24 protein-coding genes are annotated in these 24526 nt (G+C 53.7%); 15 read left to right on the forward strand and 9 right to left on the reverse strand.

Features of this window, described 5'->3' with window-relative positions; translation table 11 throughout:
* Positions 1–363 precede the first annotated feature (363 nt).
* Entirely contained in the window at positions 364–996 is a 633-nt protein-coding gene (locus NYE26_RS32735; RefSeq protein WP_339252977.1) for a copper amine oxidase N-terminal domain-containing protein, read from the forward strand.
* 5 nt (positions 997–1001) lie between these two features.
* On the opposite strand, the gene NYE26_RS32740 is transcribed toward NYE26_RS32735, so the two are convergent.
* The 3 genes from NYE26_RS32740 to NYE26_RS32750 form a co-directional block, all read right to left on the reverse strand.
* Complete coding sequence (locus NYE26_RS32740) at positions 1002–1847, reverse strand: copper amine oxidase N-terminal domain-containing protein (protein WP_339252979.1); 846 nt, start codon at positions 1845–1847, stop codon at positions 1002–1004.
* A 197-nt stretch (positions 1848–2044) separates the two neighbouring features.
* Positions 2045–2923, reverse strand: a complete 879-nt coding sequence (locus NYE26_RS32745; RefSeq protein ID WP_339252981.1) for an AraC family transcriptional regulator — start codon at positions 2921–2923, stop codon at positions 2045–2047.
* A gap of 22 nt (positions 2924–2945) precedes the next feature.
* Positions 2946–3845 (reverse strand): GNAT family N-acetyltransferase, encoded by a 900-nt coding sequence (locus NYE26_RS32750; protein ID WP_339252983.1) that lies wholly within the window; start codon positions 3843–3845, stop codon positions 2946–2948.
* 222 nt (positions 3846–4067) lie between these two features.
* Between NYE26_RS32750 and NYE26_RS32755 the strand changes: the two genes are divergently transcribed.
* From NYE26_RS32755 to NYE26_RS32765, 3 genes are read left to right on the forward strand one after another with little or no spacing between them, the layout of a single operon-like run.
* Positions 4068–4664, forward strand: a complete 597-nt coding sequence (locus tag NYE26_RS32755; RefSeq protein ID WP_339252985.1) for an Ada metal-binding domain-containing protein — start codon at positions 4068–4070, stop codon at positions 4662–4664.
* A complete protein-coding gene (locus NYE26_RS32760; RefSeq protein WP_081751064.1) occupies positions 4639–5229 on the forward strand; it encodes a methylated-DNA--[protein]-cysteine S-methyltransferase in 591 nt (196 codons plus the stop codon). Before NYE26_RS32755 ends, NYE26_RS32760 begins: the two co-directional genes overlap by 26 nt.
* A complete protein-coding gene (locus tag NYE26_RS32765) occupies positions 5210–6109 on the forward strand; it encodes a DNA-3-methyladenine glycosylase 2 (protein WP_339252989.1) in 900 nt (299 codons plus the stop codon). The genes NYE26_RS32760 and NYE26_RS32765 overlap by 20 nt, the downstream gene beginning before the upstream one ends.
* Before the next feature lie 423 nt (positions 6110–6532).
* Here the strand turns inward: NYE26_RS32765 and NYE26_RS32770 are convergent, their stop codons facing one another.
* The gene (locus NYE26_RS32770) at positions 6533–6958 is read right to left on the reverse strand and encodes a VOC family protein (RefSeq protein ID WP_339252991.1); all 426 of its coding nucleotides are present in this window, start codon (positions 6956–6958) and stop codon (positions 6533–6535) included.
* A 114-nt stretch (positions 6959–7072) separates the two neighbouring features.
* Here NYE26_RS32770 and NYE26_RS32775 point away from each other — a divergent pair, with 114 nt between their 5' ends.
* Entirely contained in the window at positions 7073–8035 is a 963-nt protein-coding gene (locus NYE26_RS32775) for a YafY family protein (RefSeq protein WP_339252993.1), read from the forward strand.
* A gap of 340 nt (positions 8036–8375) precedes the next feature.
* On the opposite strand, the gene NYE26_RS32780 is transcribed toward NYE26_RS32775, so the two are convergent.
* Complete coding sequence (locus NYE26_RS32780; protein ID WP_339252995.1) at positions 8376–9833, reverse strand: PLP-dependent aminotransferase family protein; 1458 nt, start codon at positions 9831–9833, stop codon at positions 8376–8378.
* A gap of 106 nt (positions 9834–9939) precedes the next feature.
* Between NYE26_RS32780 and NYE26_RS32785 the strand changes: the two genes are divergently transcribed.
* From NYE26_RS32785 to NYE26_RS32805, 5 genes are all read left to right on the forward strand, one after another.
* Positions 9940–10494, forward strand: coding sequence for a GNAT family protein (locus tag NYE26_RS32785; RefSeq protein WP_339252997.1), 555 nt, complete (start codon positions 9940–9942; stop codon positions 10492–10494).
* Positions 10495–10714: 220 nt separating this feature from the next.
* Positions 10715–11191: an Hsp20/alpha crystallin family protein gene (locus tag NYE26_RS32790; protein WP_339252999.1), complete on the forward strand. Its 477-nt coding sequence runs from the start codon at positions 10715–10717 to the stop codon at positions 11189–11191.
* A gap of 247 nt (positions 11192–11438) precedes the next feature.
* The gene (locus NYE26_RS32795) at positions 11439–12434 is read left to right on the forward strand and encodes a DnaJ C-terminal domain-containing protein (RefSeq protein WP_339253001.1); all 996 of its coding nucleotides are present in this window, start codon (positions 11439–11441) and stop codon (positions 12432–12434) included.
* 76 nt (positions 12435–12510) lie between these two features.
* Positions 12511–15153 (forward strand): ATP-dependent chaperone ClpB, encoded by a 2643-nt coding sequence (gene clpB / locus NYE26_RS32800; RefSeq protein ID WP_339253003.1) that lies wholly within the window; start codon positions 12511–12513, stop codon positions 15151–15153.
* Positions 15154–15820: 667 nt separating this feature from the next.
* Positions 15821–16246 carry a hypothetical protein gene (locus tag NYE26_RS32805; protein WP_339253005.1) on the forward strand — a complete coding sequence of 142 codons (426 nt, stop codon included), beginning with the start codon at positions 15821–15823 and terminating at the stop codon, positions 16244–16246.
* 116 nt (positions 16247–16362) lie between these two features.
* Here NYE26_RS32805 and NYE26_RS32810 read toward each other — a convergent pair whose 3' ends face one another.
* The 4 genes from NYE26_RS32810 to NYE26_RS32825 form a co-directional block, all read right to left on the reverse strand.
* Positions 16363–17067: an MBL fold metallo-hydrolase gene (locus tag NYE26_RS32810; protein ID WP_339253007.1), complete on the reverse strand. Its 705-nt coding sequence runs from the start codon at positions 17065–17067 to the stop codon at positions 16363–16365.
* A gap of 396 nt (positions 17068–17463) precedes the next feature.
* A complete protein-coding gene (locus tag NYE26_RS32815; protein ID WP_076077403.1) occupies positions 17464–17685 on the reverse strand; it encodes a hypothetical protein in 222 nt (73 codons plus the stop codon).
* Positions 17628–17969 (reverse strand): sigma factor-like helix-turn-helix DNA-binding protein, encoded by a 342-nt coding sequence (locus NYE26_RS32820; RefSeq protein WP_339253009.1) that lies wholly within the window; start codon positions 17967–17969, stop codon positions 17628–17630. The genes NYE26_RS32815 and NYE26_RS32820 overlap by 58 nt, the downstream gene beginning before the upstream one ends.
* Before the next feature lie 209 nt (positions 17970–18178).
* Entirely contained in the window at positions 18179–20047 is a 1869-nt protein-coding gene (locus NYE26_RS32825) for a glycosyltransferase (protein ID WP_339253011.1), read from the reverse strand.
* Positions 20048–20278: 231 nt separating this feature from the next.
* Between NYE26_RS32825 and NYE26_RS32830 the strand changes: the two genes are divergently transcribed.
* The 5 genes from NYE26_RS32830 (at position 20279) to NYE26_RS32850 (ending at position 24515) form a co-directional block, all read left to right on the forward strand.
* A complete protein-coding gene (locus NYE26_RS32830; RefSeq protein WP_339253013.1) occupies positions 20279–20497 on the forward strand; it encodes a hypothetical protein in 219 nt (72 codons plus the stop codon).
* On the forward strand, positions 20494–20919 hold the full coding sequence (locus tag NYE26_RS32835; protein ID WP_036723630.1) for a peptidylprolyl isomerase: 426 nt from the start codon (positions 20494–20496) through the stop codon (positions 20917–20919). The genes NYE26_RS32830 and NYE26_RS32835 overlap by 4 nt, the downstream gene beginning before the upstream one ends.
* Positions 20920–21015: 96 nt before the next feature.
* The gene (locus NYE26_RS32840) at positions 21016–22629 is read left to right on the forward strand and encodes an ABC transporter substrate-binding protein (protein ID WP_339253016.1); all 1614 of its coding nucleotides are present in this window, start codon (positions 21016–21018) and stop codon (positions 22627–22629) included.
* An 85-nt stretch (positions 22630–22714) separates the two neighbouring features.
* The gene (locus tag NYE26_RS32845) at positions 22715–23665 is read left to right on the forward strand and encodes an ABC transporter permease (RefSeq protein ID WP_036723626.1); all 951 of its coding nucleotides are present in this window, start codon (positions 22715–22717) and stop codon (positions 23663–23665) included.
* A gap of 4 nt (positions 23666–23669) precedes the next feature.
* A complete protein-coding gene (locus NYE26_RS32850; protein WP_036723623.1) occupies positions 23670–24515 on the forward strand; it encodes an ABC transporter permease in 846 nt (281 codons plus the stop codon).
* Positions 24516–24526: the final 11 nt, after the last annotated feature.

Here is a 24526-nt window from a genome sequence, read left to right on the forward strand (position 1 = left end):
TTTTGAATCATCTGAATGAAGGAAGAGTAGATGGAGAAATCCTGCAAGAAGTGCAGCAATACTGCCCCATAGAAGCGCCAGAAGCTGAAATCCTGCATAAAATGCAACAAAGCCAGCGCTAACTTGCTTTAAACACCGGAATTCCTGCAAATGATGCAACAATGTACCGTAGCACGTAACATTCTTAGAAGAATCCTGCAAAATGTGCAACAATGTGATCCATACATGCGATCGGTGAGAGAAAACGCTTAGAATGGGCAAGCGAAAACCGGAGCAAATAATTACATAATATTGATTTTATAGAAACAAATACGCTTGAGTGGCGTCTAAGATAGAAATCTATCATCCATGGGGAGATTAAAAATGAAAAAACTATTGAAAATTGGCCTATCAGGATTAGCCTTGACCCTAGTGTTTAGTGCAGGAGCCTTTGCCGCAACAGTAGCTCCCAAAATAATCGTAAATGGTAATCAAGTGAAAACTCAGACGCAGCCTAAGATTATTAATGGTACCGTATATGTCCCGATCCGGGCCGTTGCAGAAGGATTTGACGCCAGTATTCAGTGGGACAATAAAAGTAAGATTGTGTATGTGGATTCTGATCCGAATTTCGGACTGGAAGGCAGCAGCGTAGCTTATGTAGGGAACCGGAATTTGGCATACAGATGGATTATGGCGTATGACGAACGCAATCATCAGGGAGTGCTCGATGTAGTTACGCCTGATTTCAAGACGGACCTCTATAACGAAAGTTTCCCGGCGGGAACGTATAATATGGAAACCATTATTGATATGAAGCCTGTTGCAAGCACAGACAGCACCTTAACCGTGCGGATTGTTCAGAGAGTGACTGCAGAAGATGAGTACAAGGTGAAGGTGGAGCGGTGGAATTTTGTTTTTGGGCAGGGGGCAATCAAGTCCGTGAAAAGGGTACCGGATACTGCAAAATATCTGGACCGGTACACCCTTTTCCCGGGAGCTAACTTTGGCATATAAGTTCCTTACTCCGGGATTGCCCGGATCAGCTCAGTATAAGAGAGGCCGGGGAATTTAAAGGTTGTTACAGTACCGTCGCTAAGCGTGTGATAACCACTATATACACCTTTGTTGTAGCTAAAAGAATCCTGAAACAGATCGGAAATATACGCTGGCTGCACACCGCCGAATGTAGTAGCAGGATAACCGGGGATATCTGCCTCCGAAGCCTGCCATATGGCTGTGGCCGTTGTGCCTGCAATCTCAACCACTGTGGTTATTTCTCCATTGCTGTAGGCATAACGGGTGGCGTCCTTTGAGGCAAAGGAGTAGGTGAAGTATTGGGATTGATCACTTTGTACACTTGTACCGGGTTTAAAAGCGTAGCGCACCGGCAACGAAATGGCCGCCAGGCGGGCCTGCTTAAGGTCTGCTGAATGGACGGCCTGGGCATCAGGAGTGAAATTCTTGGATTGAATGAAGATGATTTCCCTTATCTTTTCATAGTACACACTGTATCCAAATGCTTCACTGACAAACTTTGCGGGAACCATGATTCGCCCGTTGTAATTATTGGCTTCACTGTCCATCTGTACAGGCTGGCCATTCTTATAAGCATTAGACTGTCCCTGAGTCATTTCAAAGAGGTCGTTAGAGGAATTCGTGATCGTGACCGTATGGCGGGTAGCGTCCCAAGAATAGTGGAGCCCCAGGGAAGCAATCGTGCGGATGGGAATCATCGTTCGGCCAGACTGTATAAAAGGACTGCTATCAGCAGAGATAAAAGCACCATTGATGTTGACTTGTATAGGTCTTGTGGTTGACCGGGCCGGGCTGGAAGCAGGGGCTGCCAGAATAACGTTGGGAAGCATAAGCATTAACAGCATAATGCAACAGGCAGGAAGCCACCTTTTTAATGAAGACATAGACCAATCATTCCCTTCCAGTAATTTGTATATATTGATTATAACGTGAGTATTGAGAGGTTAACAATCCGTTACCCTGGCCCTCAAAAAAGCCCTCCAGATGCCTTTATGGCTGGTAGAGGGCTTATCAGAAATGCTGTATTTTATTTCTTCGCCACAGGAATCCATACCTCGCAAATACATTCATCGTGCTCATCATTCGTCCAGAAGTATTTCTCAATGCACGGACCTTCTGCTTGTTCAAAGCCTGACGACGGGAACCATTCCGAATAGATCCGCCGCCAGACGTTCAGAATCCCCAGCCCCAGATCCTGGTCCTCAGGAAGCTTTTCCCGGCAATCGAATACAGCATACGTCTGGCCTTGTATAGTCAAATTAACCAGCTCTGCTGGTACCTGCTGACCTTCCGGCAGCTCGGTTCCCATCAGATAGCGTTTCGTCCCATCCTCACGGAAGTCATAGTAATAACCGAACAGCAGCGAACCGGAAGGCCTTCCGGCACATTCGTTAATAAGGTCATGCGTCCCATCGTTCCAGATTTTCTCTACGAATGCAGGGATTTCACTATAAGCATCCTGGTGGATAACAACCTCCTTACCCATGACGCCATAGCCCTTCTCTTCAACCATTCTGTAATTCATTTCGCTTTCCCCTTTGATCTGAATTTGAAAGGAGAGGCGGGAGAACGATTTGAGCTTCACGTTCTTTTTCTTCGCCATATTGGGGGTTACTCCATGCACCCGCTGAAACGCTCTGGCGAAGGCCTCCGGCGTCTCGTACCCATACTTCAGTGCAATGTCGATCACCTTGCCGTCCGTTCCCGCCAGCTCTTCCGCCGCCAGTGTGAGCCTCCGGTTACGTACATATTCGGTAATAGTGAACCCTGTCAAGGCATGGAACATCCGCTGAAAATGGTACTTCGAGGTCATCGCCGCTCCGGCAATATCCTCGACGCCAATGGCGTTATGCAGATTCTGCTCTACGTAATCAATCGCCTGCTGAAGCAGCCGTATCGTCTCCATTCCCTCACCTTCCTTTCATGATTCATTGTAGAGAAGCGGGCAGGGAAGGGCCTGACCGGGAATGCTCTGAGTTGTCCGGACTTTTTATCATATACTCCATTCGATGCGTTTCCTGAAATCCAAGGCTGTTATACAAATGTATGGCTTCGTTCCCAACGACGCAGCACAGGATAACACTTGTGTAGCCGCGCCGATGGATCTCATTGCACAAGTACTTCACGAAGGTTCGTCCGATTCCGCGTCCCTGAAGGTCAGAACGTACACTTACACTGCTGATTTCATTCCCGTGGATGTGGCTGTAAGCCGCAATTTCCCCGTCAAGCTCATAGACCAGCCGGTCCTGTGCATCTGCTGCCCAGGCTGTTCGTCTGCCTTCATTAGGCTCTGCAACCACAGAATCGGGGAAGCATCCGACGCGTACCCGCATTTCATGAAAAGCAGTAGCATACAGCGAATGGGCAGCCACAAAGTCCTCATCTCTATACAACCTTGCAGAGGATGTTTCCTGAGGAAAAGAACCGCCGGTTCGTTCCATATAAATAAGAGAATAGTATGGGGTATAGCCAAGGCTGCGGGCAAACGCAAGGGAAGGGGATACCCCGGACCAGACGGAAGTACTGATCTTACGGGTTCCGCCTGCCTGTAGTTGAGCTTCTGCCACCTGCATCAAAGCCCTGCCAATGCCTTGCCGGCGATACTGCGGGGCGACGAATACATTTAAATGAGACTGGAGTGCAGACGCTTCCATTTGGACTAATGCAATAAGCGTCTCTTGCACATAAGCGGCAATAAACACTTCCGGCTCCTCTTCCAGCACCTGCAGGAGGTCATGACCGGTGTCCGCGTCCAGGCTTAATAGTTTTGTGGCGGTGAGAGAATCCTTCTCGCGCAGGCGTTCGCAGCGGATGTCTGATAGTTTCATTGGGTTCTTAGTCCTCCGAATAAAGATTGTAGTTGGATACACCACTTAGAAGCCCTAATTATAATCCAAGTAGTCAATACTAGCATTAAAATAGCTACTGGTTTTCCACTTCTGCTTGGCGAGAAAAACCCTCTGCTTCACTGTCGTAATCTTGCTCTCCTATTGCAATAGGCTGCATATGTCAAAACGAATCGTTTATACTGGCGGTAAGAGGTGATGGGGATGGACCCGCAATTGTTCGAGCGTATCTATGAAACGGTGGTGCGGCGCGAGCCGACCTATGACGGGATCTACTATACGGCGGTGCAGACGACCCATATTGTCTGCCGTCCGTCCTGCCGGGCGAGAACGCCGAAGGCAGCAAATGTTGTATTCTATGGCTCCTTGCAGGAGGCTGTTTCGGCAGGCTTCCGTCCCTGCAAAAGATGCCGTCCCGAGGAAGGCGGCACCCTCCGTCCGGACGCAGTCCTGGCAGCGCAGGCGGATGCCATAATGGACGGAAGGTTCGGCAGCAAGCTGACTCTGAAGTCGATGGCTGAAGAGCTGAAGGTCAGCCCGTTCCACCTGCAGCGCACCTATAAGCGGGTAACCGGCCAGTCACCTGCTGCCAGATTGGACATGCTGCGCATGGAAGAAGCCCGCAGGCTGCTGACGGAGACAGCGGCGGAGATGGGTGAAATCGGCCGGGCTGTGGGGTTCCGTACGCCCTCTCATTTTGCCGCCTGGTTCGTGAAGAAGACGGGGCTGTCCCCTACAGAGTACCGTAGCAAGCATAACGAAGGAGGAAACCAACATGAACCCAAGCCCAAGCCGGAATAACAGCCGGAGTACAAATACGATCACGATTTATCATCATACCCTGAACCTCGGGAACGGGGAGTGGACCCTGTGGGCTAGCGATAAAGGCCTGATCCGGGTATCCTTCCCGCAGGACGAAGGGCAATTACCCGCCTCCTGGTTAAAAATGTACGCGCCTGCCCATGAGCTCATGGAGGATGCCGGGAGATTTGAGCAGCTTGGGGTGATCACGCTGCTGGAGCGGTATTTTGCCGGAGAGCCGGTGGATTTCAGCAATGTGGAGCTGGATCTGTGGGGCACCCCGTTTCAGCAGGAGGTGTGGCGGGGGCTGCTTACCATCCCGCATGGGGAGACGGCCAGCTACAAGCAATTGGCTGAGCGGATTGGCAGACCGCTGGCGGTTCGTGCTGTCGGTGCGGCCAACGGGCAGAACCCAGTGCCGGTCATTGTGCCTTGCCACCGGGTCATCGGCGCGAACGGCACCTTAACCGGCTTCCGGGGCGGACTCCAGATGAAGCAGGTGCTGCTCCAGTTGGAGGGAATTCTCAATGTAAAGGCGGCTGGTCATGAACGATTTGCTTTTTGAGCTGCCGCTGCCGGAAGACTTCGACCTGGGGGCCTGTCTGGAGTACATGAACCGCTCGCCGCTGGAATGCCTGTTCCGCACGGATGAAGCAGGCGTCAGCCGGATGTTCAGGATAGAGGGTGGCCCGCTGCTGGTGCGGCTCAGTGTGTCCGAGAATCACAAGCTGAGTGTAACCCGGCTGCATGGGGCGATTCCCGGTACATTGGAGCAGGAGGTGTTGGCCCGCTACATTGTGGAGTGGTTTGATCTGGATCGTGATCTTGCCCCGTTCTACTCGCTGGCGGCTGCGGACCCGCTGCTCGGGCCGCTGGCCAGCCAGCACCGGGGGCTACGGATCATCGGCATCCCAGATCTGTTTGAGGCGCTGTGCTGGGCGATTTTGGGCCAGCAGGTGAATCTGGCTTTTGCCTACAGGCTGAAGCAGCGCCTGACCGCAGAATACGGCGAAGCGCTGGAATGGGAAGGGCAGACCTACTACCGTTTCCCTGGACCTGAGGTGTTCACAGAGGTGCAGGTAGAGGAGTTATGCGCCTTGCAGCTAACCCGCAGCAAAGCACAGACAGTGCTCACCGTCGCCTCGCTGATCACAAGCGGGGAGCTAAGCCGGGAGGAGCTGCTGGCGCTACCGTCCCCGGCTGCTGCCGAGCAGCGGCTGTTGCAGATCCGCGGGATCGGCCCGTGGACCTCGCAATATGTCCGTATGCGCTGCCTGCGCGATGCGTCCTCTTATCCGGTCGGCGATGTCGGCCTGCAGAACGTGGTCAAGCATCTGACTGGCATGGACCGCAAGCCGACATCGGCGGAGCTGCTGGAGCTGGCCCGGCCTTGGCAAGGCTGGGAAGCATACGCCACCTTTTACTTGTGGCGGGCGTTATATTAGAACAAAGCCCTGTCTCGCCGGTTGTTTCGGGAGACAGGGCTTTTTAGGTGACATGTAGAGTGTTGTGGTGCCGAATGTAGCTGAAGGATCGCCGGGAGGAGCAGGAGTAGGTGCTTGGTTCCATTGGTCAAAGGCCGAATGTAAGCGAAAAACAGGCATGACAAGACAGAGGCCTTGTCACCCCCAGGAATGAAAATAAGTCGGGTGCATCAGTCGCATCCCGACTTTTATTTTCGTATTAAACCGAACACAATTCGAGTTGGGACGGCATATGGACCAAATGTATGCGAAAAACCGAACACATTTGCAGCCGTGTCCTATGATCAGCCAAAGGAGGGGGAAACAGGTGGATTCCTCCATCTGCTTGCCGCAAAGGCCAGCTCCTCCTTCCCCGCCAAGTCACTCCCTACTTTCCGCCTAATTCTACTTCCTATTATCCATAAAAATCTGGAAGCATACGCCGAACTTGTCGGTCACCATGCCGTAAGCGGGACTGTAATAGGCTGGGGCCAGCTCGATATCGACGGTGCCGCCAGCCTTCAGCGAGGTGAATAGCTGCTGTGCTTCGGCCTCGGTCTCCACCGTGAGACAGATGTTGATGCTGTTGCCCCGGCTGCGCGGCATACCCGGCTCATAATCCGCCACAAAAAACTTCGTTTCTCCCGCCAGCAGCACCGCATGGGCAATCTGCGCCTTCTCCTGCTCCGTCATCGGGGCGTCCGGGTTCTGCGGGCCTTCGCCCATCGTTTGCTTGAACAGCACCACAGCGCCAAGCGCCTCCTGATAAAAAGCTATCGCCTCCCGGGCAGATCCGTCCACCAGAATATAAGGGTTCATTTGCAGTTTCATGTCTTGTTCGCTCCTTGGAAGGTATATTTGCCTGTACTAACCGGCTATGGTTATAGTGTAGACTATAATAGTGACAGGTCTTGTCATAGTTAAAATATAATTGGAGTGAACCCTGTGTCGAAATCTAAAAGGCTGCTGGACCTCATGATGACCGTCAACCGCAAGCGTAAATTCACCGTCAGGGAGCTGGCTGACGAATTCCAAGTTTCTTCACGCACAATCCTCAGGGATTTGCAGGAGCTGGGGGAGCTGGGCGTACCGCTCTATTCCGAAGTGGGGCCGCATGGAGGGTATCAGGTGCTGAGCGAGAGAATCCTGCCGCCGATTGCGTTCACGGAGGAAGAGGCAGTGGCGATATTTTTTGCCAGCCATGCCCTGCGCCATTATAAATATCTTCCCTTCAAGGAAGAATCCTTATCCGCCCTGCACAAATTCTATAATTACATGTCTAGTGATGTCCGTGACCGGATTGATGAGATGAAGAACAGGATTGATTTCCTGACCCCGTCGCGGCAGGCGGAATTTCCTTATCTGCCCCAACTGCTGGAGGCGGCTACCGGGCAAAAAGTGCTGCTGATCGATTACCAATCGAAGGGCCGGCGGCAGCAAAGGTGGATTCAGCCCGTCGGCATCTATGCCAGTAACGGCCTGTGGTATTGTCCGGCGTATTGCTTCCTGCGGGGCGGCATCCGTACTTTCCGCTGCGACCGGATTCAGTCTGCCGGGTATGATGAAGCGGGACCGGCCGCGCTTGATCTGCGTCATATCCACTTGGACAATACGGAGCATTACGGCAGCCCGCCGCAGGAGCAGGCCGAACAAAGCCTTATCCGGCTGTACGTGGAGCTGGGGAATGAAGGGGTCCAGGCCTGCGAAGGGGAGGTATGGTCCCCGCAGCTGCTGCATATCCGTGCAGACGGCACAGGCTGGCTGGAGGGAGAGATTCGGGGAAGCGATCTGGGCTTCTTCGCGCGGTTTGTGATTGGCCTGTGCAGCGAGGCTACTGTGCAGGAGCCGCCGGAGCTGGTGGCCGAGGTGAAGCAGATGCTTGCGGATATGCTGGAGAAGTATAGCTGATCTAAAAGCCTGGACATGAACATTGAGAAGATATTAGGCAGATCCTGCACCTGCTACCGGCCTCAACTCTGGAAATAAAAGCAGCTGATTGTATTTCCTGCAATAGAAAACTTATATCTGAACGTGAAATGTTATTCTATTGTATTTCGTACATTGGAATGTTGCATTTTGGGCGAAAAATGTCCTTTGTTCAACATTCAATTGTACCGAATACAATAGAACCTATTTGGAAGCTATTTTGACATCATTCCATTGTACAAAATACAGTTACTGCCGTTCCAGCGCCTACAGCATCCGAATGACTGCGCGGGAGTGACGCGCTCTTAAACCTGATGCTGTACTAACCCAGCCATATCCCCGCCAATCTGCGGATGCCTTCATCGATCAGGTCCTCGGCGATCCCGCCGAAGCCCAGGATGAATTCCGGTTCATCGTAGTCCGGCTTGGCCCACCACGTATAGGACATGGGGGTAACGCGGATGCCTTCGGCTTCCGCTGCGGCAGAAAGCTCTCTGGCGCTTGTGCTATTGCTAACTCTGTTGCTAACTCTGGAGCCCGCTTCTGCTGAGGGCGGCTTAAAGGTCAGCAGCAGATGAAATCCGGCATCCGTTCCGCTGAGCACTGCGGCATCGCCGAAATGCTGCCTGACCGAACGCAGCAGCAGGTCATGCTTACGCTGGTAGAGCAGGCGCATCCGGCGCAGGTGCTTCTCAAAATGACCCCGCTCCATGAAATAATGCAGCGCAATCTGATGAAGCCGTGCGGCCGAATGCTCCAGGTACAGCTCGCTTCTCAGGCTGTGATAGTCCGGCAGCAGCTCCTCCGGCAGAACCATATAGTGAATACATAAGGCAGGGGTCACCGACTGTGCGAAGCTGCACATATAGATCACCGGACTGCCCTCAGCAAGCCCTTGCAGCGCGGGGATCGGCCGCCCGTGATAGCGGAATTCCCCGTCATAATCATCTTCGATGATATATCCGCCTGTGGATCGGGCCCACTCCAGCAATGCGAGGCGTTTGGTGATCGGCATGGTCATCCCCCGGGGAAACTGATGGGACGGCGAGATGTACACAGCATCTGCCCCGCTGCTGTACAGCTTGTCTATCTGCAATCCATCCTCCTCCAGCGGAATGGGCAGGATGCTGTATCCGCTGCGCCGGAATGCCGCAGGCAGCAGGTGGTACCCCGGATCTTCGATACCCAGCCCGCTCACCCGTCCTTTCAGCAGCAGACACAGCAAAGAACACAGCGTATACTGGTCACCGCCGACTACAATCTGCTTCTCCGTGCAGCGCAGCCCGCGGAATTGCCGCAGATGGGCGGCGATGCTCTCACGGAGGGCCGGCTCCCCCTGGGGATCGCCGTACTGGAGCAGGTCTGGATTCGCGAGCTGCTCCTGGTAGAGGCTGCGCCATATTTTGTGCGGGAACAGGGAGAAATCATTGCGCGACATATGGAAATCATATGTGTAGTGCCGTGGATCACGGGGCGTAATCGGGCGGGGTGCCGGACTGGGCCGTTCCCCGGCCGCAACAGGGCTGCCTTCCCGGCGGACGGGCAGGATGTAGTAGCCGCTGCGCGGCTTGCTGGCGATGAAGCCCTCTGCCAGAAGCTGCTGGTATGCAAGCTCCACCGGAGTGGCGCTGATTCCGCATAACACCGCCAGGCGGCGGATAGAGGGCAGGCGCGTCCCGCTCTGGAGGGTGCCGCCCAGGATTGCTTTTGCCAGATAATTATAGAGCTGTATGTAGTACGGGACCTCGCTGTGTTCATTCAGATCAGGGACAAGCAGCATCCTTCACCTTCAATCTGTCCTTTGAAATTAGACGTTTTTGTATATTTTATAGTATGCAGTACTGCATTACCATAAGAGCTATAACAACAGGTGGGAGATGACGGGAATGAACAGGCATTCAGAACTTGTAACAGGGGAAAAGGTATATCTGCGCCCGCTCAACGGGGAAGATGCAGAAATGTATTATCATATGTTCTACGGCACGGAAGTCCGCAGGCTTACAGGAACGAAGAAGCATATCACCAAAGAGCAGATTGAGAATTATATCGCGCGTAAATCCGGAGATGACAGCACGGTGCTGCTGCTCATCGCGCTGAAGGAGAATGATGAGGTTATCGGCGACATCGCTATTCAGGACATCGATGGGGATAACCGGAATGCCAATCTGCGGATCGCCATCGGGGACGAGCGGCATCAGGGACAAGGATATGGGCGTGAAGCGCTGCTGCTGATGCTGGATTATGGCTTCGGCATTCTGAATCTGCACAGGATTGAGCTGGAGGTCTACAGTTATAATGCCCGTGCTGCGCATGTATATGAGTCCATCGGGTTCGTGCAGGAGGGGGTGCGGCGTCAGACGCTGTTTTATAACCATGAGTATCATGATGTGATAATGATGGGCATGGTGGAGAGTGAATACCGGGAGCGTTATTTGAAGTAGAGCAGGAAGGTCAAATAAGGTCAAATCCTTAATAATGTTAAAATTTATTATAAAAAAAGAGCCGAAACGCCGGATTTTCCCGGATTTTCGGCTTATACCGGTTTTGTTTTCTCCGGGGGTGCAGGCTATAATAAAGCCATAGGTCAGACAAAGTCAAAGTCTTAGCAAGACCGAATTCAAAAAATCAAAAATCAAAAGTCAAATGAGAGGAGAATGAAAGATGTTTGATTTGGTTCCTTTTGGTAAACGCAGAGATGATGCTTTTGGTGTGCTGGCGAAGTCGCTGAACGAAATGTTTAATGATGATTTCTTCGCACCGCTGACAAGTAACGCGCTGTCTTTCCGGACCGACATCCGGGAGAGTGAAGGGGCATATCTGATCGAGGCCGAGCTTCCGGGCTTCCGCAAAGAAGAAATCGACATTGATTATTCCAGCCCTTACTTGACGATCAAGGCGGTTCGCACAGAAGAGAGCAATGAGGAGAACAAGGATCATCAGATGGTGCGCCGCGAACGGCGGTATGGTGAATATGTACGCCGGTTCTATGTCCAGGATATTGACGATGCGGGCATCCGCGCTTCGCTGAGAGACGGGGTATTGAGCCTGGAGGTCCCGAAGCGGCAGAAGCCGCAGGGCAAACGGATCGAAATTCAGGATGGCGGAAACGATAATTCAGACCGGAAAGAGCTACAGTAAGCGGAAGGACAGCCTTATGAGGAAGATGGACATCCAAGTCCGGCTGAAGCTGCCGCTTCCGCAGGAACTCCGGGCTTAGCGGCTGTAGCCGCTGGCCTATCCGGTTCACCGGGCGGCAACAGGATTTTACCGGGCTTTTCATATAGCACTTCATAATTAGACGCATTGTAGTGGGGGTTCCGGCTATAATGCGTCTTTTCCCGGGGGAAGGCAGAAGGTTCCCATTACACGAAAGGAGGAGGTTCCGGTGGCGGCAAATTATTATGAGCGTCTTGGGGTAGACAAGAAGGCCTCGAAGCAGGAGATCAAGAAGGCCTATCAGAGGCTGGCCAAAAAATGGCATCCCGATGTCAACAAGGCCCCGGAGGCAGAGGCGAAATTCAAGGAAGCAGCCGAGGCATATGAGGTGCTGGGCGATGAAGACAAGCGCAAAATCTATGATGAGGAGCTCCGCTATGGAGCCGGCGCAGGCTCACGGGGTCAGCGCAGCTACGGATCGGCCTCCTCTGCGTCATGGGAATCGCCGTTTGGCGCGGGCTGGAGCAGCGGAGCCGCTTCTTCCGGCGGTATACCGGAAGAGGATCTGTTCGGGATGTTCTTCGGCAGCCGGGGCGCGGCTGACCGCACCGGCTTCTTCTCGGGCAGCAGTGGTGCCCGTCCAGGCGGAAGCCCGTGGGGGGATGAGTTCAGTACGATGCAGGCCCAGCTTGAGATTACGCTGGAGCAGGCCTACAAAGGCGGCAATATCAGCGTTCAGGCGGCAGGCAAAGACCTGAATGTACAGATTCCGGCACGCTCGGCGGAAGGGACCGTCCTCCGGGTACCCGGCGGCGGAAGCGGAGCGGCGCAGGGCGGCGATCTGCTAATCTCGCTGCATCTCCTGCCGCATGAGATCTATGAGCCGGACGGCGGGGATCTGCTCGGCACGGTTGAGATCGCCCCTTGGCAGGCTGTGCTTGGCGGGGAAGCCAAGGTAGCACTGCCGGATGGCAGCAGCGTGAAGCTGAAGATCCCTGCCGGAATAGCAAGCGGCGGAACGCTGCGCCTCTCCGGCAAGGGGCTGAGACGTCCGGACGGAACGAATGGTGACATCCTGTTCCGGATGGAGATGGTCATTCCGTCTGATACATCGGAGGCAGAGAAGAAGCTGTACCGTCAGCTGGCGGAGTCCGGCAGCTTCCAAGCCGGTGCGAAACGGCGTACCACAGGCGGAGCGCAGCGGCGAAGAGCGGCAACACGGTAAAGAACATTTAAGTTCAGCATATATAACAGCCGGGCATCCGGTTGATTAACCTATACATTAGAAAGGCGATGATTTTATGGATTTCAATAAGCTTACCCAGAAGCTGCAGGAAGCGGTAGCAGAGGCGCAGTCGCTGGCGGCTTCCGGCGGGCATCAGGAGATTGACAATCTTCATCTGCTGAAAGCCTTACTTCAGCAGAATGAGGGCCTGCTGCCCCGGCTGCTGCAGAAGATGAATGTTCCCGCAGCCGAACTGCTGCAGGGAACCGATGCGCTGCTTCAGCGCAAGCCCAGCGTAAGCGGGAGCGGAGCGGGCACCATGCGGCGCTATGCATCGCCCGCGCTGATTGCCATGCTGGAACAGGCGGAGCAGGAAGCGGCCAAGATGCAGGACGAATTCGTCGCGGTGGAGCATGCCGTCCTGGCGATGGTCTCGGATGCGAGCAGCGGGAACCGCGAGCTGCGCGGGCTGTTCACCAGCCGGGGCGTTACCCGGGAGAAGCTGCTTGGAGTGTTAGCGGAGATTCGCGGACACCAGCGGGTGACCAGCCGGGAGCCGGAGGCCACCTATGAGGTGCTGGAGAAGTACGGCCGCGATCTCGTGGCTGAGGTGCGGGCCGGCAAGATCGATCCGGTCATCGGTCGCGATGCCGAGATTCGCCGGGTGATCCGCATCCTCTCCCGCAAGACCAAGAATAACCCTGTCCTGATCGGGGAGCCGGGTGTCGGCAAGACGGCGATTGTCGAAGGGCTGGCCCACCGGATTGTCCGCCGGGATGTGCCGGAGGGACTGAAGGACAAGACAATTTTCTCGCTGGATATGAGTGCGCTGATTGCCGGTGCGAAATACCGGGGGGAATTCGAGGAGCGGCTGCAGGCGGTGCTGAAGGAGATCCGCGAGAGTGACGGACGGATTATTCTGTTCATTGACGAGCTGCATACGATTGTCGGTGCGGGCAAGACGGAGGGGGCTATGGATGCGGGCAACATGCTGAAGCCGATGCTGGCCCGGGGTGAGCTGCACTGTATCGGGGCGACCACGCTGGATGAGTACCGCAAATATATCGAGAAGGACCCGGCGCTCGAACGCCGCTTCCAGCAGGTGCTGGTCAGCGAGCCGGATGTCGAGGATACCATTTCGATTCTGCGCGGCTTGAAGGAACGCTTCGAGGTGCATCACGGAGTCAAAATCTATGACAGCGCTCTGGTAGCAGCCGGTGTGCTGTCTAACCGTTATATCACGGACCGTTTCCTGCCGGATAAGGCGATTGACCTGGTCGATGAAGCCTGCGCAATGATTCGCACGGAGATTGACTCCATGCCCGGTGAGATGGATGAAGTAACCCGCCGCCTGATGCAGATGGAGATTGAAGAAGCCGCGCTCAAAAAAGAAACCGACGACGCCAGCGCCCGCCGCCTGGAGAACCTCCAGCGGGAGCTGGCTGACCTCAAGGAGAAGCATCTGGGGATGACGGCCCGCTGGGAGAAGGAGAAATCGGCCATTCAGGGCATCCGCGACCTGAAGAAGCGGCTGGAGCAGGCCCGCAAGGATCTGGTCGATGCGCAGGAGATCTATGATCTCAACAAATCGGCTGAATTAAGCTATGGCATTATTCCTGATCTGGAGCGGCAGCTTAAGGCGGCAGAGGAAACGGCGCAGCAGGACCAGGAGACCCGGCTGCTGCGTGAAGCCGTGACGGAGGAGGAAATCGCCGATATTGTCTCACGCTGGACGGGAGTTCCCGTAAGCAGACTGGTGGAAGGCGAACGGGATAAGCTGTTGCGGCTGGAGGAGACGCTGCATGAGCTGGTAGTCGGGCAGGATGAGGCGGTCCGGCTGGTAGCCGATGCGGTTCTTCGGGCTAGAGCCGGCATCAAGGACCCGAACCGTCCGATCGGCTCGTTCCTGTTCCTCGGGCCGACCGGGGTCGGGAAGACGGAGCTGGCCAAAGCACTGGCGGTCTCGCTGTTCGACCGCGAGGACGGCATGATCCGTATCGATATGTCGGAGTACATGGAGAAGCACAGTGTCTCCCGTCTCGTAGGTGCTCCTCCGGGATATGTCGGCTATGAAGAAGGCGGCCAGCTGACCGAAGCGGTCCGCCGCCAGCCATATACCGTCGTGCTGCTGGATGAGGTGGAGAAGGCGCACCCGGATGTGTTCAACATCCTCCTGCAGCTGTTGGATGACGGGCGGTTGACCGATTCGCAGGGCCGGATGGTCGACTTCAAGAACACTATTGTTATCATGACCTCCAATATTGGCTCACCGCATCTGATTCAGGGCACGGATGATAACGGCGAGCTGACCGAAGCCGTCAAGGATCGGGTCATGAAGGAGCTGAGCGGGCACTTCCGTCCGGAGTTCCTCAATCGTGTAGATGATATCGTAATGTTCAAGCCGCTGACCCTGAATGAGACGGAGCAGATTGTTGTGAAGCTGGTCGATGGCCTGCGTCTGCGCCTCTCAGAGCGGAATATCGGTCTTAAGCTGAGTGACCAGGCGGTCCGCTTCATTGCCGAGGAAGGCTTCGATTCCATCTATGGGGCCAGACCGCTGAAGCGGTTCATCCAGCGCAGTCTGGAGACCCGGGTAGCGCGCGCGCTGATTGCCGGAGAAGCGGAGGAAGGCTCAGTGATGACGGTGGACGAAGCGGACGGCGAGCTGACTGTTGCAATAGCGAAATCAGAGTCTGCGAAGCCAGTAGGATCGATGTGAAATGTAATGGGCCCCGGCGTCACCTCTTAGTACAGTGTCAGATTTAAAAGGGTGGATAAGCTTGTGAAACTCAGGGGTTCGTGTAATGAAACCCTATCATCCCAAAAAATCTAACGGACCGAAGAGACCTTATCCCCACGAGAACGCCACCTTTTGCAACGTAACGGACTCAGTGGACCTTATCGTCTTTCTGCGAGACGTTTTGGAGCTGAATTGCAGGGGATAAGGTCCTTGCGGTCCGCTAATCGCCTAAGTGACGACTTTCTTCCCGGATAAGAGCCCCTGTGTCCGTTACGCTAAGCCAAACGCCCCCAAATAACAACCATCTATTGAAAAAATATGTAATTTGAAGGGTAATTTATTCTACTCCACTATTTTAAATCTGATGAGGTACTAGGATAAATCTTATGTCAAATAAGGTTCGTTAGAAAGAGACAAAAGCATATCTTTGTAGATGATATAAATATGGACTGGAACTGCCGTTGGAAGCGGTGCGGGGCAAAGCGAACATGGGCCTTTGGCGCTTTTACAGACCTCCCGGCTAGGTCTTTGGTATGGTCCAACCAGCATCCGATTGAGACTATGCGACGATTTTTTGTAAATATGTGGTTGAAATGTTGTCATGGCGGGAGCTGCCGGGTAATAGAAATGATTAGAACTTTCGAATATGGCTGGATTTGCAGCAGAAGCCAAGGAAACGGAGGGAGAGATCATGGCGGCACAGACGGTATCCGGTATCAGCCCGGTACAGGCCACTACAGCTTACGGCAGCACACAGAGCGATGTCAGTTCTCTGGAGAAGCAGCGCAACCGGCTGCTGATGGAGCTGGACAAGGTGAACGCGGCGCAGGGCGGAGAGATGCAGACTCCTTATCGCCGGGAGCAGCTGCAGCGGCAAATACGGCAGCTGGAGGCCCATCTGGTGCAGAAAAGCGGGAGTACCGCTTCGGCTTCATTTGTACCTGCTCCCCCGCTTCAGGATCATACTCCGTCCTGGCGGACTGAGGGAAAGGGAGGCCTTAAGGGCATCGGTCTGACCGATCCCCGGACAGCGACGGTAGACGCAGAGGGCCATTTCGACGCGTTGATTTAGATAAGGGAGTAGTGAACCCAATCCTTCCCTTTGACCGCGTTCATGTTTTCAAAGAAGCTTTGAGCGCGTTTGTTGTTAGTAGAAGTAATCCAAGTCATGTTGGCATTATCCAAAATCTAAAGGATTCTCACTATATTGTTAGAAACGGCCGGATAGTGTTCGAATATTTGCAGATCATGGAATGGGAGCGGAATTAATCCGCTGTGATGAGCCTCATTTAGAAACCGTTCGTTATTTTCTGTACTGGAAAAAACCCCGTTCGGCCGATTGCTTAGCAAATTATCGCACCAGTAGCATTCATCGCCGGTGATTATATAGTTGGTATTAACCGATTCAAAGTAAACCACCGATGAACCAGGGCTATGCCCGCCGATCACCTTGAATCTGAACTGGTTGTCGTAAATATATTCGTTGTCTACGGTGACAACCGGGCCTTGAAGCAGCTTCTCCTTGATGGCCGGCGGGCACTGCTGTAGCGCAGTTTCATAGTCGGTTTTTGAAATAATGATTTCAGGCTTATCAAACAAGTCAAGATTCTCAATATGGTCAAAGTGACTATGCGTAATGATGACTGTATCTACGGAGCTTAGATTGCCAATGATGCCTCTTAACTCGTCTGCAACGTCTGTTAGTGTAATCCCCCATTGCTGTGCCACATTCTCATCGCGAAAGCCTGTATCGATACAGATTGTTTTATTATTATGCTTGGCAATATAAAATGACCACGCAATCTGGACTAATTCCTCCGAATGATGCATATCGCGGTATACGTTGCTTAAGCGAAATGAAGATTCACCAAATTTTACGGCGTAGAGTTCCATGGATGGGTTCAACCCCTTCTCGTGGCATCCGAGTTATGCAATGTACGATTCAATATTTAATGAGTTTACCCCATTTCTCCGTGCCCGGTCTAGAGTCTCGATGGAAGCCTCGATAATGATGCGGATATCTGTGCTGGCTCCGAACGGTCCGACCAGACCTCCGATGTAACATCCCGTGGGCCTCAAGCTGCGAACTCTCCGATCTTCAACGCATGAACACCCTTTCATAAGTTATTCCGGCCGGAACTTCTTATAGTAACCATAAACCTTACCCTAGCAGGAATGTCAATACCTAGGGTGCAGGCGGCATGAATGCTGGTCTTGCCTGATAGATTAGCTATTCCCAATGAATGACAAGCGGGCAGCGCCACGATAGGTCGGCGTTTGCCCGCTTGTTCATGTGCTATCCCCCGCCTGTATGAAGTTAAGAATCTCCGTCACAATATGTGAAATGGCATCCTCCCGCGGGAGGAGGATGCATTGACTGACTATTTCGATGTCCTCCTGAAATAGCTCAATGATCTGGAGCATGGCCTCCGGCTGTTTCTGGCGGACACCTGTCAGAAGGTCTGCGAATTCGCTGTCTGTGATAGCTGCTGGAGCATTTTTTGCTTCCATTTGTTAACCCCCTGTTGACTCATATGCAGCTGTGCCGCGACCTCAGCCTCTGTCATTTCCTGCAGATAAATCTTTTGCAGAATCACCTTTCCTTTGGCTGGAAGGGTATCTAATAGCTGCTCAACGGACAACCGGTTAATCATGTCCTCCGCTTCATCCCGCTGAGCCGGGCGGATATCCATGAAGGTACATTCATGCCGGCGGGTTCGCTTGCTGCGGTATTGTAAGCGCCAGCCGATTCGATAGATTTCCTGCCGGTAACGCTGTATCATTTGCTGTTCCATTGCCCTTACGCCTCCTCTTCTATATATCTTTCTAATAATAGGGAAATATTAGGATGTATTTTACAACCAAAATACGAACTTATGTTCTGTTATTTTAGCATATTTGCCTGCGGACCTATAGTGATATATTTCCTGAAGCTTATTTGCAAAAAAAGAAGAAGCTCCGATAAGGAGCTTCTTTCTCTCTTCTTATGACTTAGCCCTCCGCCTTATTCGCTCCAACTCACCAGCCGGGGCTTCGGGTCAAGGATAGACTGATACTGCTCCTTCCAGCCGTACTCAGCATCCGGGTCCAGCAGCATATAACGCAGATACTTCTCCAGCCGGAATTCCGGCTTCGACCAGCCAAGATGCTTCAGCCGCAGGTTGCTTAACTGATGGGGCAGCTCGAAGATATTCTCCGGCAGCCGCCCGCAGTGCTGCGGAAGATCATTCCAGGTATAGGTGAAGTCTTCCCGGTAACGGAGCAGGAACGGGCGGTAGCTCTGGTGGGCCTGCCAGTACATATCCTCGCGGTAGCTGGCCTCATCCCAGAAGTCGTAGAGCCGGAAGCAGAACAAGTCGCAATCCGCTGTCCGCAGCAGGGAGTCAACCTCCTCTGGAAAACAGGACTCGAACAGCTCATCCCCGTCCAGATTAAGAATCCACTCCGGACGGGTTGCAACCACCGCCTCCCACTGCTGCTTGCGCAGCTCTGATTCATTATGGAAGAGGGAGACAGGATTCTGTATCAGGTGGAGCGGAATCCCCTCAAGAGCCTCCCGGCAGATATCGGCTGTATCATCTGTGCTTGCGTCGTCGATAATGACGGCCTCATCAATATACTTGCGGTGCTCCTCGAGCACCTGGCGCAGGAATCTGGTGCCTTCATTCTTGACGATCATCGTGAGGGTCAGCTTGGGCCGGCGGGAAGCAGCTGCCGGAGTGACCGGGGACGCTGCAGAAGCGGATTGAGGCTTCTGCAGCCCTGCTCCTCCGTCCCCGCCTGTGCTGGCTCCTTCTGCCGTCTCGCCTGCGTCAGCAGGCAGAGGCTCCTTGGACAAGCGCTGCCGGGCTTCGGCTTCGGTCCACAGCACATCCCACTGCGCTGCTGCCTCTTGTACTCTTTTGTCAGCAGGGGACGGAGCCGTCTCTGCATGGCCCGGCAGATCAGCAGCGGCTGCTGTATCGCCGTCCTCCGGGACAGCTGCTTCAGTCCGGGCTCCGTATGCTTCATTGTCATCCCCGGTCCCGGGCACCCCTTCTGCTATAGGAGCAGCTTCCGCGCCCGAGGTGTGCCGGATGAACTCCGCGACCAGATCCAGATCACTGTCTCTGTAGAGGTGCAGCGCAGGGAAGTGGGTATCCACGAAGAGCGGAAGGCCGAGGGCCGCTGCACGGATGCAGAAATGACGGTCCTCTCCCCAGTAGGAGATGTTGTGTACCCGATCATAGCTGATCCCGGAGCTGAGGGCTGAGCTGCTGATCAGCGTGCAGGCGCCAAGTCCGCCAACCTCATAGATTCCAGGCTGCTGCATCTTCAGCAAAAAAGCATGGAAACGGCGCTGAATCTCCTCCGGCGAGAGCTGCTCCCCCGGATGAATCTCCCACTGGTTGTATTCGTCATGCATCCATACCTGCGGCTGCAGCAGTGTATTCGGCTGCCACTGTGTCCAGAAAATCTCGGAGATAATATCCTTGCCTGTACCGATCAGATGCAGCAGCGTATCCGGGTGCAGAATGAGGTCGGAATCAATCAGGAACAGGTAGTCATAGCCGAAGGCCTCCGCCCGCCGGATCATCAGATTCTTGAATCCGGCCACCTTCCAGACCAGATTGGAATGCCAGACATGAGTATGCTCATCTCGGATATAGTCATCATGGTAGCCGGAGGATTGCAGGAAGACGGATCTGCCGTTCCGGGCGAACTGCAGCAGCAGCTGGCTTGCGGCTTCATCCGGGTTATCGTCAATCAGATAGAAATCAAGATCGATATCCTTCAGGTTCAGACGCAGCAGAGAGTTCAGGAATTGCTCCAGGATCGCCGGTTTTTGATGGATCGGGCTGCCCAGCAGCACCCGGGTTCTATTCGGATTCATAGCAGCCACTCCAGAATAAGGTCAACATGATAGAACATCCCCTTGGATTCGCAAATAGTTGATATAAATTATATGTATTCGATATTTTTAGAGAAGTACCAGACTTTCCCCATTTCCCCGAAATAATCACCTGCATGTATAGAAGAGAGCCGTATTGCCGTTTGCCCTGAGCTATTGTACAATACCGCTAATATATATAATCCCCGGAAGAGGGCTGGCAGGAGTGAGAGGATGGACAAGCCAACGTTAAAAGTACAGCAATTGATCAATGTCCTCCTGGCGATGAATCCGCGCGCTGAGGTGTTCCTGCATATGGAGGGCGGAGTGCTAAGGCCGCTCGTGGACGAGGATATCGAGGAGATTTATGCGCCGCTGCATGCTGCCAAGACGGCCGTCTATATCGGTGTACCGGCAGATACTGCAGCCCGTGTAGAGGAGGAGGCGCCATGAAGCAGGCTCTGATCCGTCTGGAGCAGGGACCGGAGGTTCGGCTGGAGCTGTTCGATCAGGAAGCGCCGGGAACCGTAGCCAATTTTGAAAAGCTTGCGAACAGCGGCTTTTACAACGGTCTGGCCTTTCAGCGTGTGGTTCGCGGCTTTGTTGCCCAGGGCGGCTGCCCGGACGGCAACGGCAGAGGCGGCACAGATCCCATTCCCTGTGAGACGCAGGGGAATCCCCATAAGCATGTGCGCGGGGCGCTGTCTATGGCGCATTTTGGACCAGGCACGGGGTCCTGCCAGTTTTTTATCTGTTATGATACGTTCGATTATCTGGACGGCTGGCATACGGTATTCGGCAGGGTTACGGAAGGAATGGAGCATGTCGATGCCCTGCGGCGCGGAGCGGTCATGCAGGAGGTCCGCGTCTGGTAAAGCCCATGGTAAATTCATACATTGTAATTCCTAGTATTCCGATATATAATGACTCAACAACGAGTGGGAATGCTCATAGACATGGAGGAAGAGACAATGCGTAAAGGGATAACAGGGGTTGCTATTCTACTATTATTAACACTGATGATCAGTGCATGTTCGAGTGGGAATAACACTTCATCTACCAATGCCGCACAGACACCGGCTGCATCACAAGAGCCTGCTGCCGGCGAACCGAAGGATGGAGGCAGTCTGATTATAGGGGTAGCTTCTGATCCGGTGGTACTGAATCCGAACTATGCGGGTGACCGTGTCAGTCTGACGATTGACCAGGCGCTGTATGCTCCGCTGTTCCAGGTGAACAACGGCAAGAAGACCTTCTATCTGGCAGACAGCCTGACACCGTCAAGCGATAATCTGACATATACATTGAAGCTTAAGGATGGACTGACTTGGCATGATGGAGAGAAGCTGACGGCGGATGATGTGGTATTCACCATCGACAGCATTCTTGATGAGAAGCAGAACAGCTTCCTGCGGGCCAACTTCCTTGTCGGCGACAAGGCGATCAAGGCCGTCAAGGTCGATGACCTGACTGTGGAGTTCAAGCTGCCGCAGGTCAGCCCGGCTTTTGAAGCCACGCTGGTACAGGTATTCCCGATTCCGAAGCACATTTACGAGAATGAGACCAACATTGAGAAGAGCACGAAGAACGCTTCTCCTGTCGGCTCCGGTCCCTTCAAGTTCAAGGAATACAAGGCGGGCGAATATCTGACGCTGGAACGCTTCGACAACTACTTCGGCGGCAAGCCGCATCTGGATTCGGTCACTTACCGGATTGCCAAGGATACCAATGCTGCGAATCTGGCTCTGCAGAACGGCGAGATTAATGTACAGTATCTGGACCCGAAGGATGTTCCTACGATTCAAGCGACGAATAATTTTGAGATTCTCCCGTATAGCGAAGGCCGCCTCGCTTATCTGATGTTCAATGCGAACAGCGATACCGGCGCCCTCGCCAAAAAAGAAGTCCGGCAGGCCCTGTCTTTGGCCCTCAGCCGCGACGAGCTGATTCAGACGGCGTACACTTCCAGCGAATATGCTGATCCGGCAAAGTCCTTCCTGACTCCGGATGCACTGTACTTCACGAACGATGTCCCTACCTTTGACAATGATGCTGCCAAGGCGAAGGAACTGCTGGCCACTGCCGGTGAGAGCAACCTGAAGCTCCGGTATATCGTACAGAGCGGTAACAAGGCGCAGGAAGCCATCTCGCTGTATGTGCAGCAGAAGCTGAAGGCAATCGGCGTAGAGGTTGAATTGCAGAATATGGATTCCTCGGCCTGGGTGCAGAAATTCATTGATCTGAAGGCGACCGACTATGAGCTGGCTCTGACCGGCTATATCATGGGCTATGATCCGGATGCGTACCGTATCCTGTTCACTACGGACAGCTCGTCCAACTACTCGCATTATTCCAACAGTGAAGTCGATAAGCTGATGAATGACGGTGCAGGCGAAGCAGATCCGGCTAAGCGTGCAGAGATCTACAAGAAAGCACAGGAGCTGGTAGCCGAGGATGCACCGATCTATCCGATCGCTTATACGAAGACTGTTGTAGCTGTCTCTAAGAACTACGGCGGAGTTGATGAGGCTGTCCTGAAGCCAGTCGTTATCTTCGAAGACCTGTCCAAGATCTACAAGAAATAATCTGCCTCACAAAATAAGCAAGGCAAAAAAATAAGCTGGTTCTCCCAGCTTATTTTTGCCTGTTAAGAGCTGGGAGAAGCTGCGTATGAGACAACTCATCGTCCGAAGGTTGCTGCAAACATTGCCGATGCTGTTTTTTGTATCGGTGGTCTGTTTTACCATGATTAAGCTGGCTCCGGGAGATCCGGTGCTGTCTTTCGTGACGCCCAATATGCACGCTGATGATATTGAGCGCATCCGTCATAATCTGGGGCTGGATAAGCCTGCTTATATCCAATATTTCATCTGGATCAAAGAGATGGTCCAGGGCAATTTCGGGTACTCGCTGGTCAATCACCAGCCTGTGCTGGATCAGATTCTGGACCGCCTCCCCGCAACTGCGGGTCTGATGGGCAGCGCCATTGCCCTGGCCGTCCTTCTGGCCATTCCGCTGGGCCTCGTGGCCGGTGCGAACCGCAACCGCTGGGTAGACAAGCTAATCAATTTTATCGCTTATATCGGCATCTCCATCCCCTTATTCTGGCTGGCGATCCTGCTGATGTATCTGTTCGCGATCAAGCTGCACCTGCTTCCAAGCATGGGGATGCGCACCATTGGTGTGGAATCGCCGCTGGATGTGCTGAAGCACGGGATATTGCCGTGTACGGTGCTGGCCTTCAGTTTCCTGTCCGGGTACGTGCGCTATATCCGCTCCAGCACTATCGGACAGCTTAAGGAGGAGTATGTGCAGATCCAGTACGCTTTTGGCTCGAAGAAATCCACCATCCTGTTCCGGCATGTGCTGAAGCATGTGCTGCTGCCCGTGATCACGCTGATCGGTATGTCGATGGGAGATCTGGTGGCCGGGGCGATTGTTACGGAAACGGTGTTCTCTTGGCCGGGGATCGGCTCCCTGGGGATGACGGCGGTGAAGGGGATGGATTATCCTGTCATTATGGGGATTACCCTGTTCTCTTCCTTAATGCTGATCTTCGGTAATCTGGTAGCAGATATTCTCTACAGCGTTGTCGATCCAAGAATCAAACTGAAGGGGTGACCTCATGAATCGCAGTAAATGGAAAAATCTGCAGTCCGAGCTGTTTACGAACGGTCTGGGTGTCGCTGCTCTTGTCATATTGATGGTGTTTACACTGGGGGCGGTCTTTGCCTTCCTGTCCGGTCATGATCCGAATGCCATGGATGCCATGGCCCGCCTGACGAAGCCCGGCGCCGCGCATCTGTTCGGCACCGATGATTATGGCCGCGACTATCTGTCCAGAGCCTTATACGGAGGCCGGGTTTCGCTGCTGGTCGGGTTTGCCTCCATGGTCGTAGCAACCTTTGTGGGCGTGCTGGTTGGGGTGATCAGCGGATATTTCGGCGGCTGGATCGATAATCTGCTGATGCGGATGCTGGATATTATCATGTCGATCCCGTCCTTCCTGATCCTGCTGCTGCTCAGCGTCTATCTGAAGCCGAGCATCGGCAATCTGATCATTATTATTGCTCTCTTGATGTGGATGAATGTGGCACGTGTCGTCCGCGCGGAGACCCTGACGATCAAGGAACGGGAGTACGTGTTATATGCCAAAGCCTCGGGACAGAGTGCCTTCGGTATGATCTGGCGGCATATCCTTCCGGGGCTGATACCGGTGATTATTGTAGGGGCGACGAATAATATTGCCTCGGCCATTATGATGGAATCGTCGCTCAGCTTCCTCGGCTTCGGGGTACAGCCGCCGAATGCCACGTGGGGGAGTATGCTGAACAGCGCACAGGGGTATATTGCCCAGGCACCTTATCTGGCGCTGTTCCCCGGGCTGATGATCCTGTTTACGGTGCTGAGCTTTAATGTGCTGGGAGATATTTTGCGGGTCGGCTTTGAACCTAAGCTGATCCGAAGATAGGAGGGCTTAAC

This window comes from Paenibacillus sp. FSL P2-0136 (assembly GCF_037975325.1).
In the GTDB taxonomy this organism is placed as follows: domain Bacteria; phylum Bacillota; class Bacilli; order Paenibacillales; family Paenibacillaceae; genus Paenibacillus_AQ; species Paenibacillus_AQ silagei.

Coding starts and splice junctions, on each gene's coding strand:
- NYE26_RS32840 (WP_339253016.1), top strand. CDS start 21,016: ATGCGTAAAGGGATAACAGGGGTTGCTATTCTACTATTATTAACACTG.
- NYE26_RS32850 (WP_036723623.1), top strand. CDS start 23,670: ATGAATCGCAGTAAATGGAAAAATCTGCAGTCCGAGCTGTTTACGAAC.
- NYE26_RS32770 (WP_339252991.1), bottom strand. CDS start 6,958: ATGAAACTGCAAATGAACCCTTATATTCTGGTGGACGGATCTGCCCGG.
- NYE26_RS32750 (WP_339252983.1), bottom strand. CDS start 3,845: ATGAAACTATCAGACATCCGCTGCGAACGCCTGCGCGAGAAGGATTCT.
- NYE26_RS32830 (WP_339253013.1), top strand. CDS start 20,279: ATGGACAAGCCAACGTTAAAAGTACAGCAATTGATCAATGTCCTCCTG.
- NYE26_RS32790 (WP_339252999.1), top strand. CDS start 10,715: ATGTTTGATTTGGTTCCTTTTGGTAAACGCAGAGATGATGCTTTTGGT.
- NYE26_RS32815 (WP_076077403.1), bottom strand. CDS start 17,685: ATGGAAGCAAAAAATGCTCCAGCAGCTATCACAGACAGCGAATTCGCA.
- NYE26_RS32825 (WP_339253011.1), bottom strand. CDS start 20,047: ATGAATCCGAATAGAACCCGGGTGCTGCTGGGCAGCCCGATCCATCAA.
- NYE26_RS32835 (WP_036723630.1), top strand. CDS start 20,494: ATGAAGCAGGCTCTGATCCGTCTGGAGCAGGGACCGGAGGTTCGGCTG.
- NYE26_RS32820 (WP_339253009.1), bottom strand. CDS start 17,969: ATGGAACAGCAAATGATACAGCGTTACCGGCAGGAAATCTATCGAATC.
- NYE26_RS32740 (WP_339252979.1), bottom strand. CDS start 1,847: ATGCTTCCCAACGTTATTCTGGCAGCCCCTGCTTCCAGCCCGGCCCGG.
- NYE26_RS32780 (WP_339252995.1), bottom strand. CDS start 9,833: ATGCTGCTTGTCCCTGATCTGAATGAACACAGCGAGGTCCCGTACTAC.
- NYE26_RS32735 (WP_339252977.1), top strand. CDS start 364: ATGAAAAAACTATTGAAAATTGGCCTATCAGGATTAGCCTTGACCCTA.
- NYE26_RS32810 (WP_339253007.1), bottom strand. CDS start 17,067: ATGGAACTCTACGCCGTAAAATTTGGTGAATCTTCATTTCGCTTAAGC.
- NYE26_RS32805 (WP_339253005.1), top strand. CDS start 15,821: ATGGCTGGATTTGCAGCAGAAGCCAAGGAAACGGAGGGAGAGATCATG.
- clpB (WP_339253003.1), top strand. CDS start 12,511: ATGGATTTCAATAAGCTTACCCAGAAGCTGCAGGAAGCGGTAGCAGAG.
- NYE26_RS32765 (WP_339252989.1), top strand. CDS start 5,210: ATGAACGATTTGCTTTTTGAGCTGCCGCTGCCGGAAGACTTCGACCTG.
- NYE26_RS32760 (WP_081751064.1), top strand. CDS start 4,639: ATGAACCCAAGCCCAAGCCGGAATAACAGCCGGAGTACAAATACGATC.
- NYE26_RS32785 (WP_339252997.1), top strand. CDS start 9,940: ATGAACAGGCATTCAGAACTTGTAACAGGGGAAAAGGTATATCTGCGC.
- NYE26_RS32745 (WP_339252981.1), bottom strand. CDS start 2,923: ATGGAGACGATACGGCTGCTTCAGCAGGCGATTGATTACGTAGAGCAG.
- NYE26_RS32845 (WP_036723626.1), top strand. CDS start 22,715: ATGAGACAACTCATCGTCCGAAGGTTGCTGCAAACATTGCCGATGCTG.
- NYE26_RS32755 (WP_339252985.1), top strand. CDS start 4,068: ATGGACCCGCAATTGTTCGAGCGTATCTATGAAACGGTGGTGCGGCGC.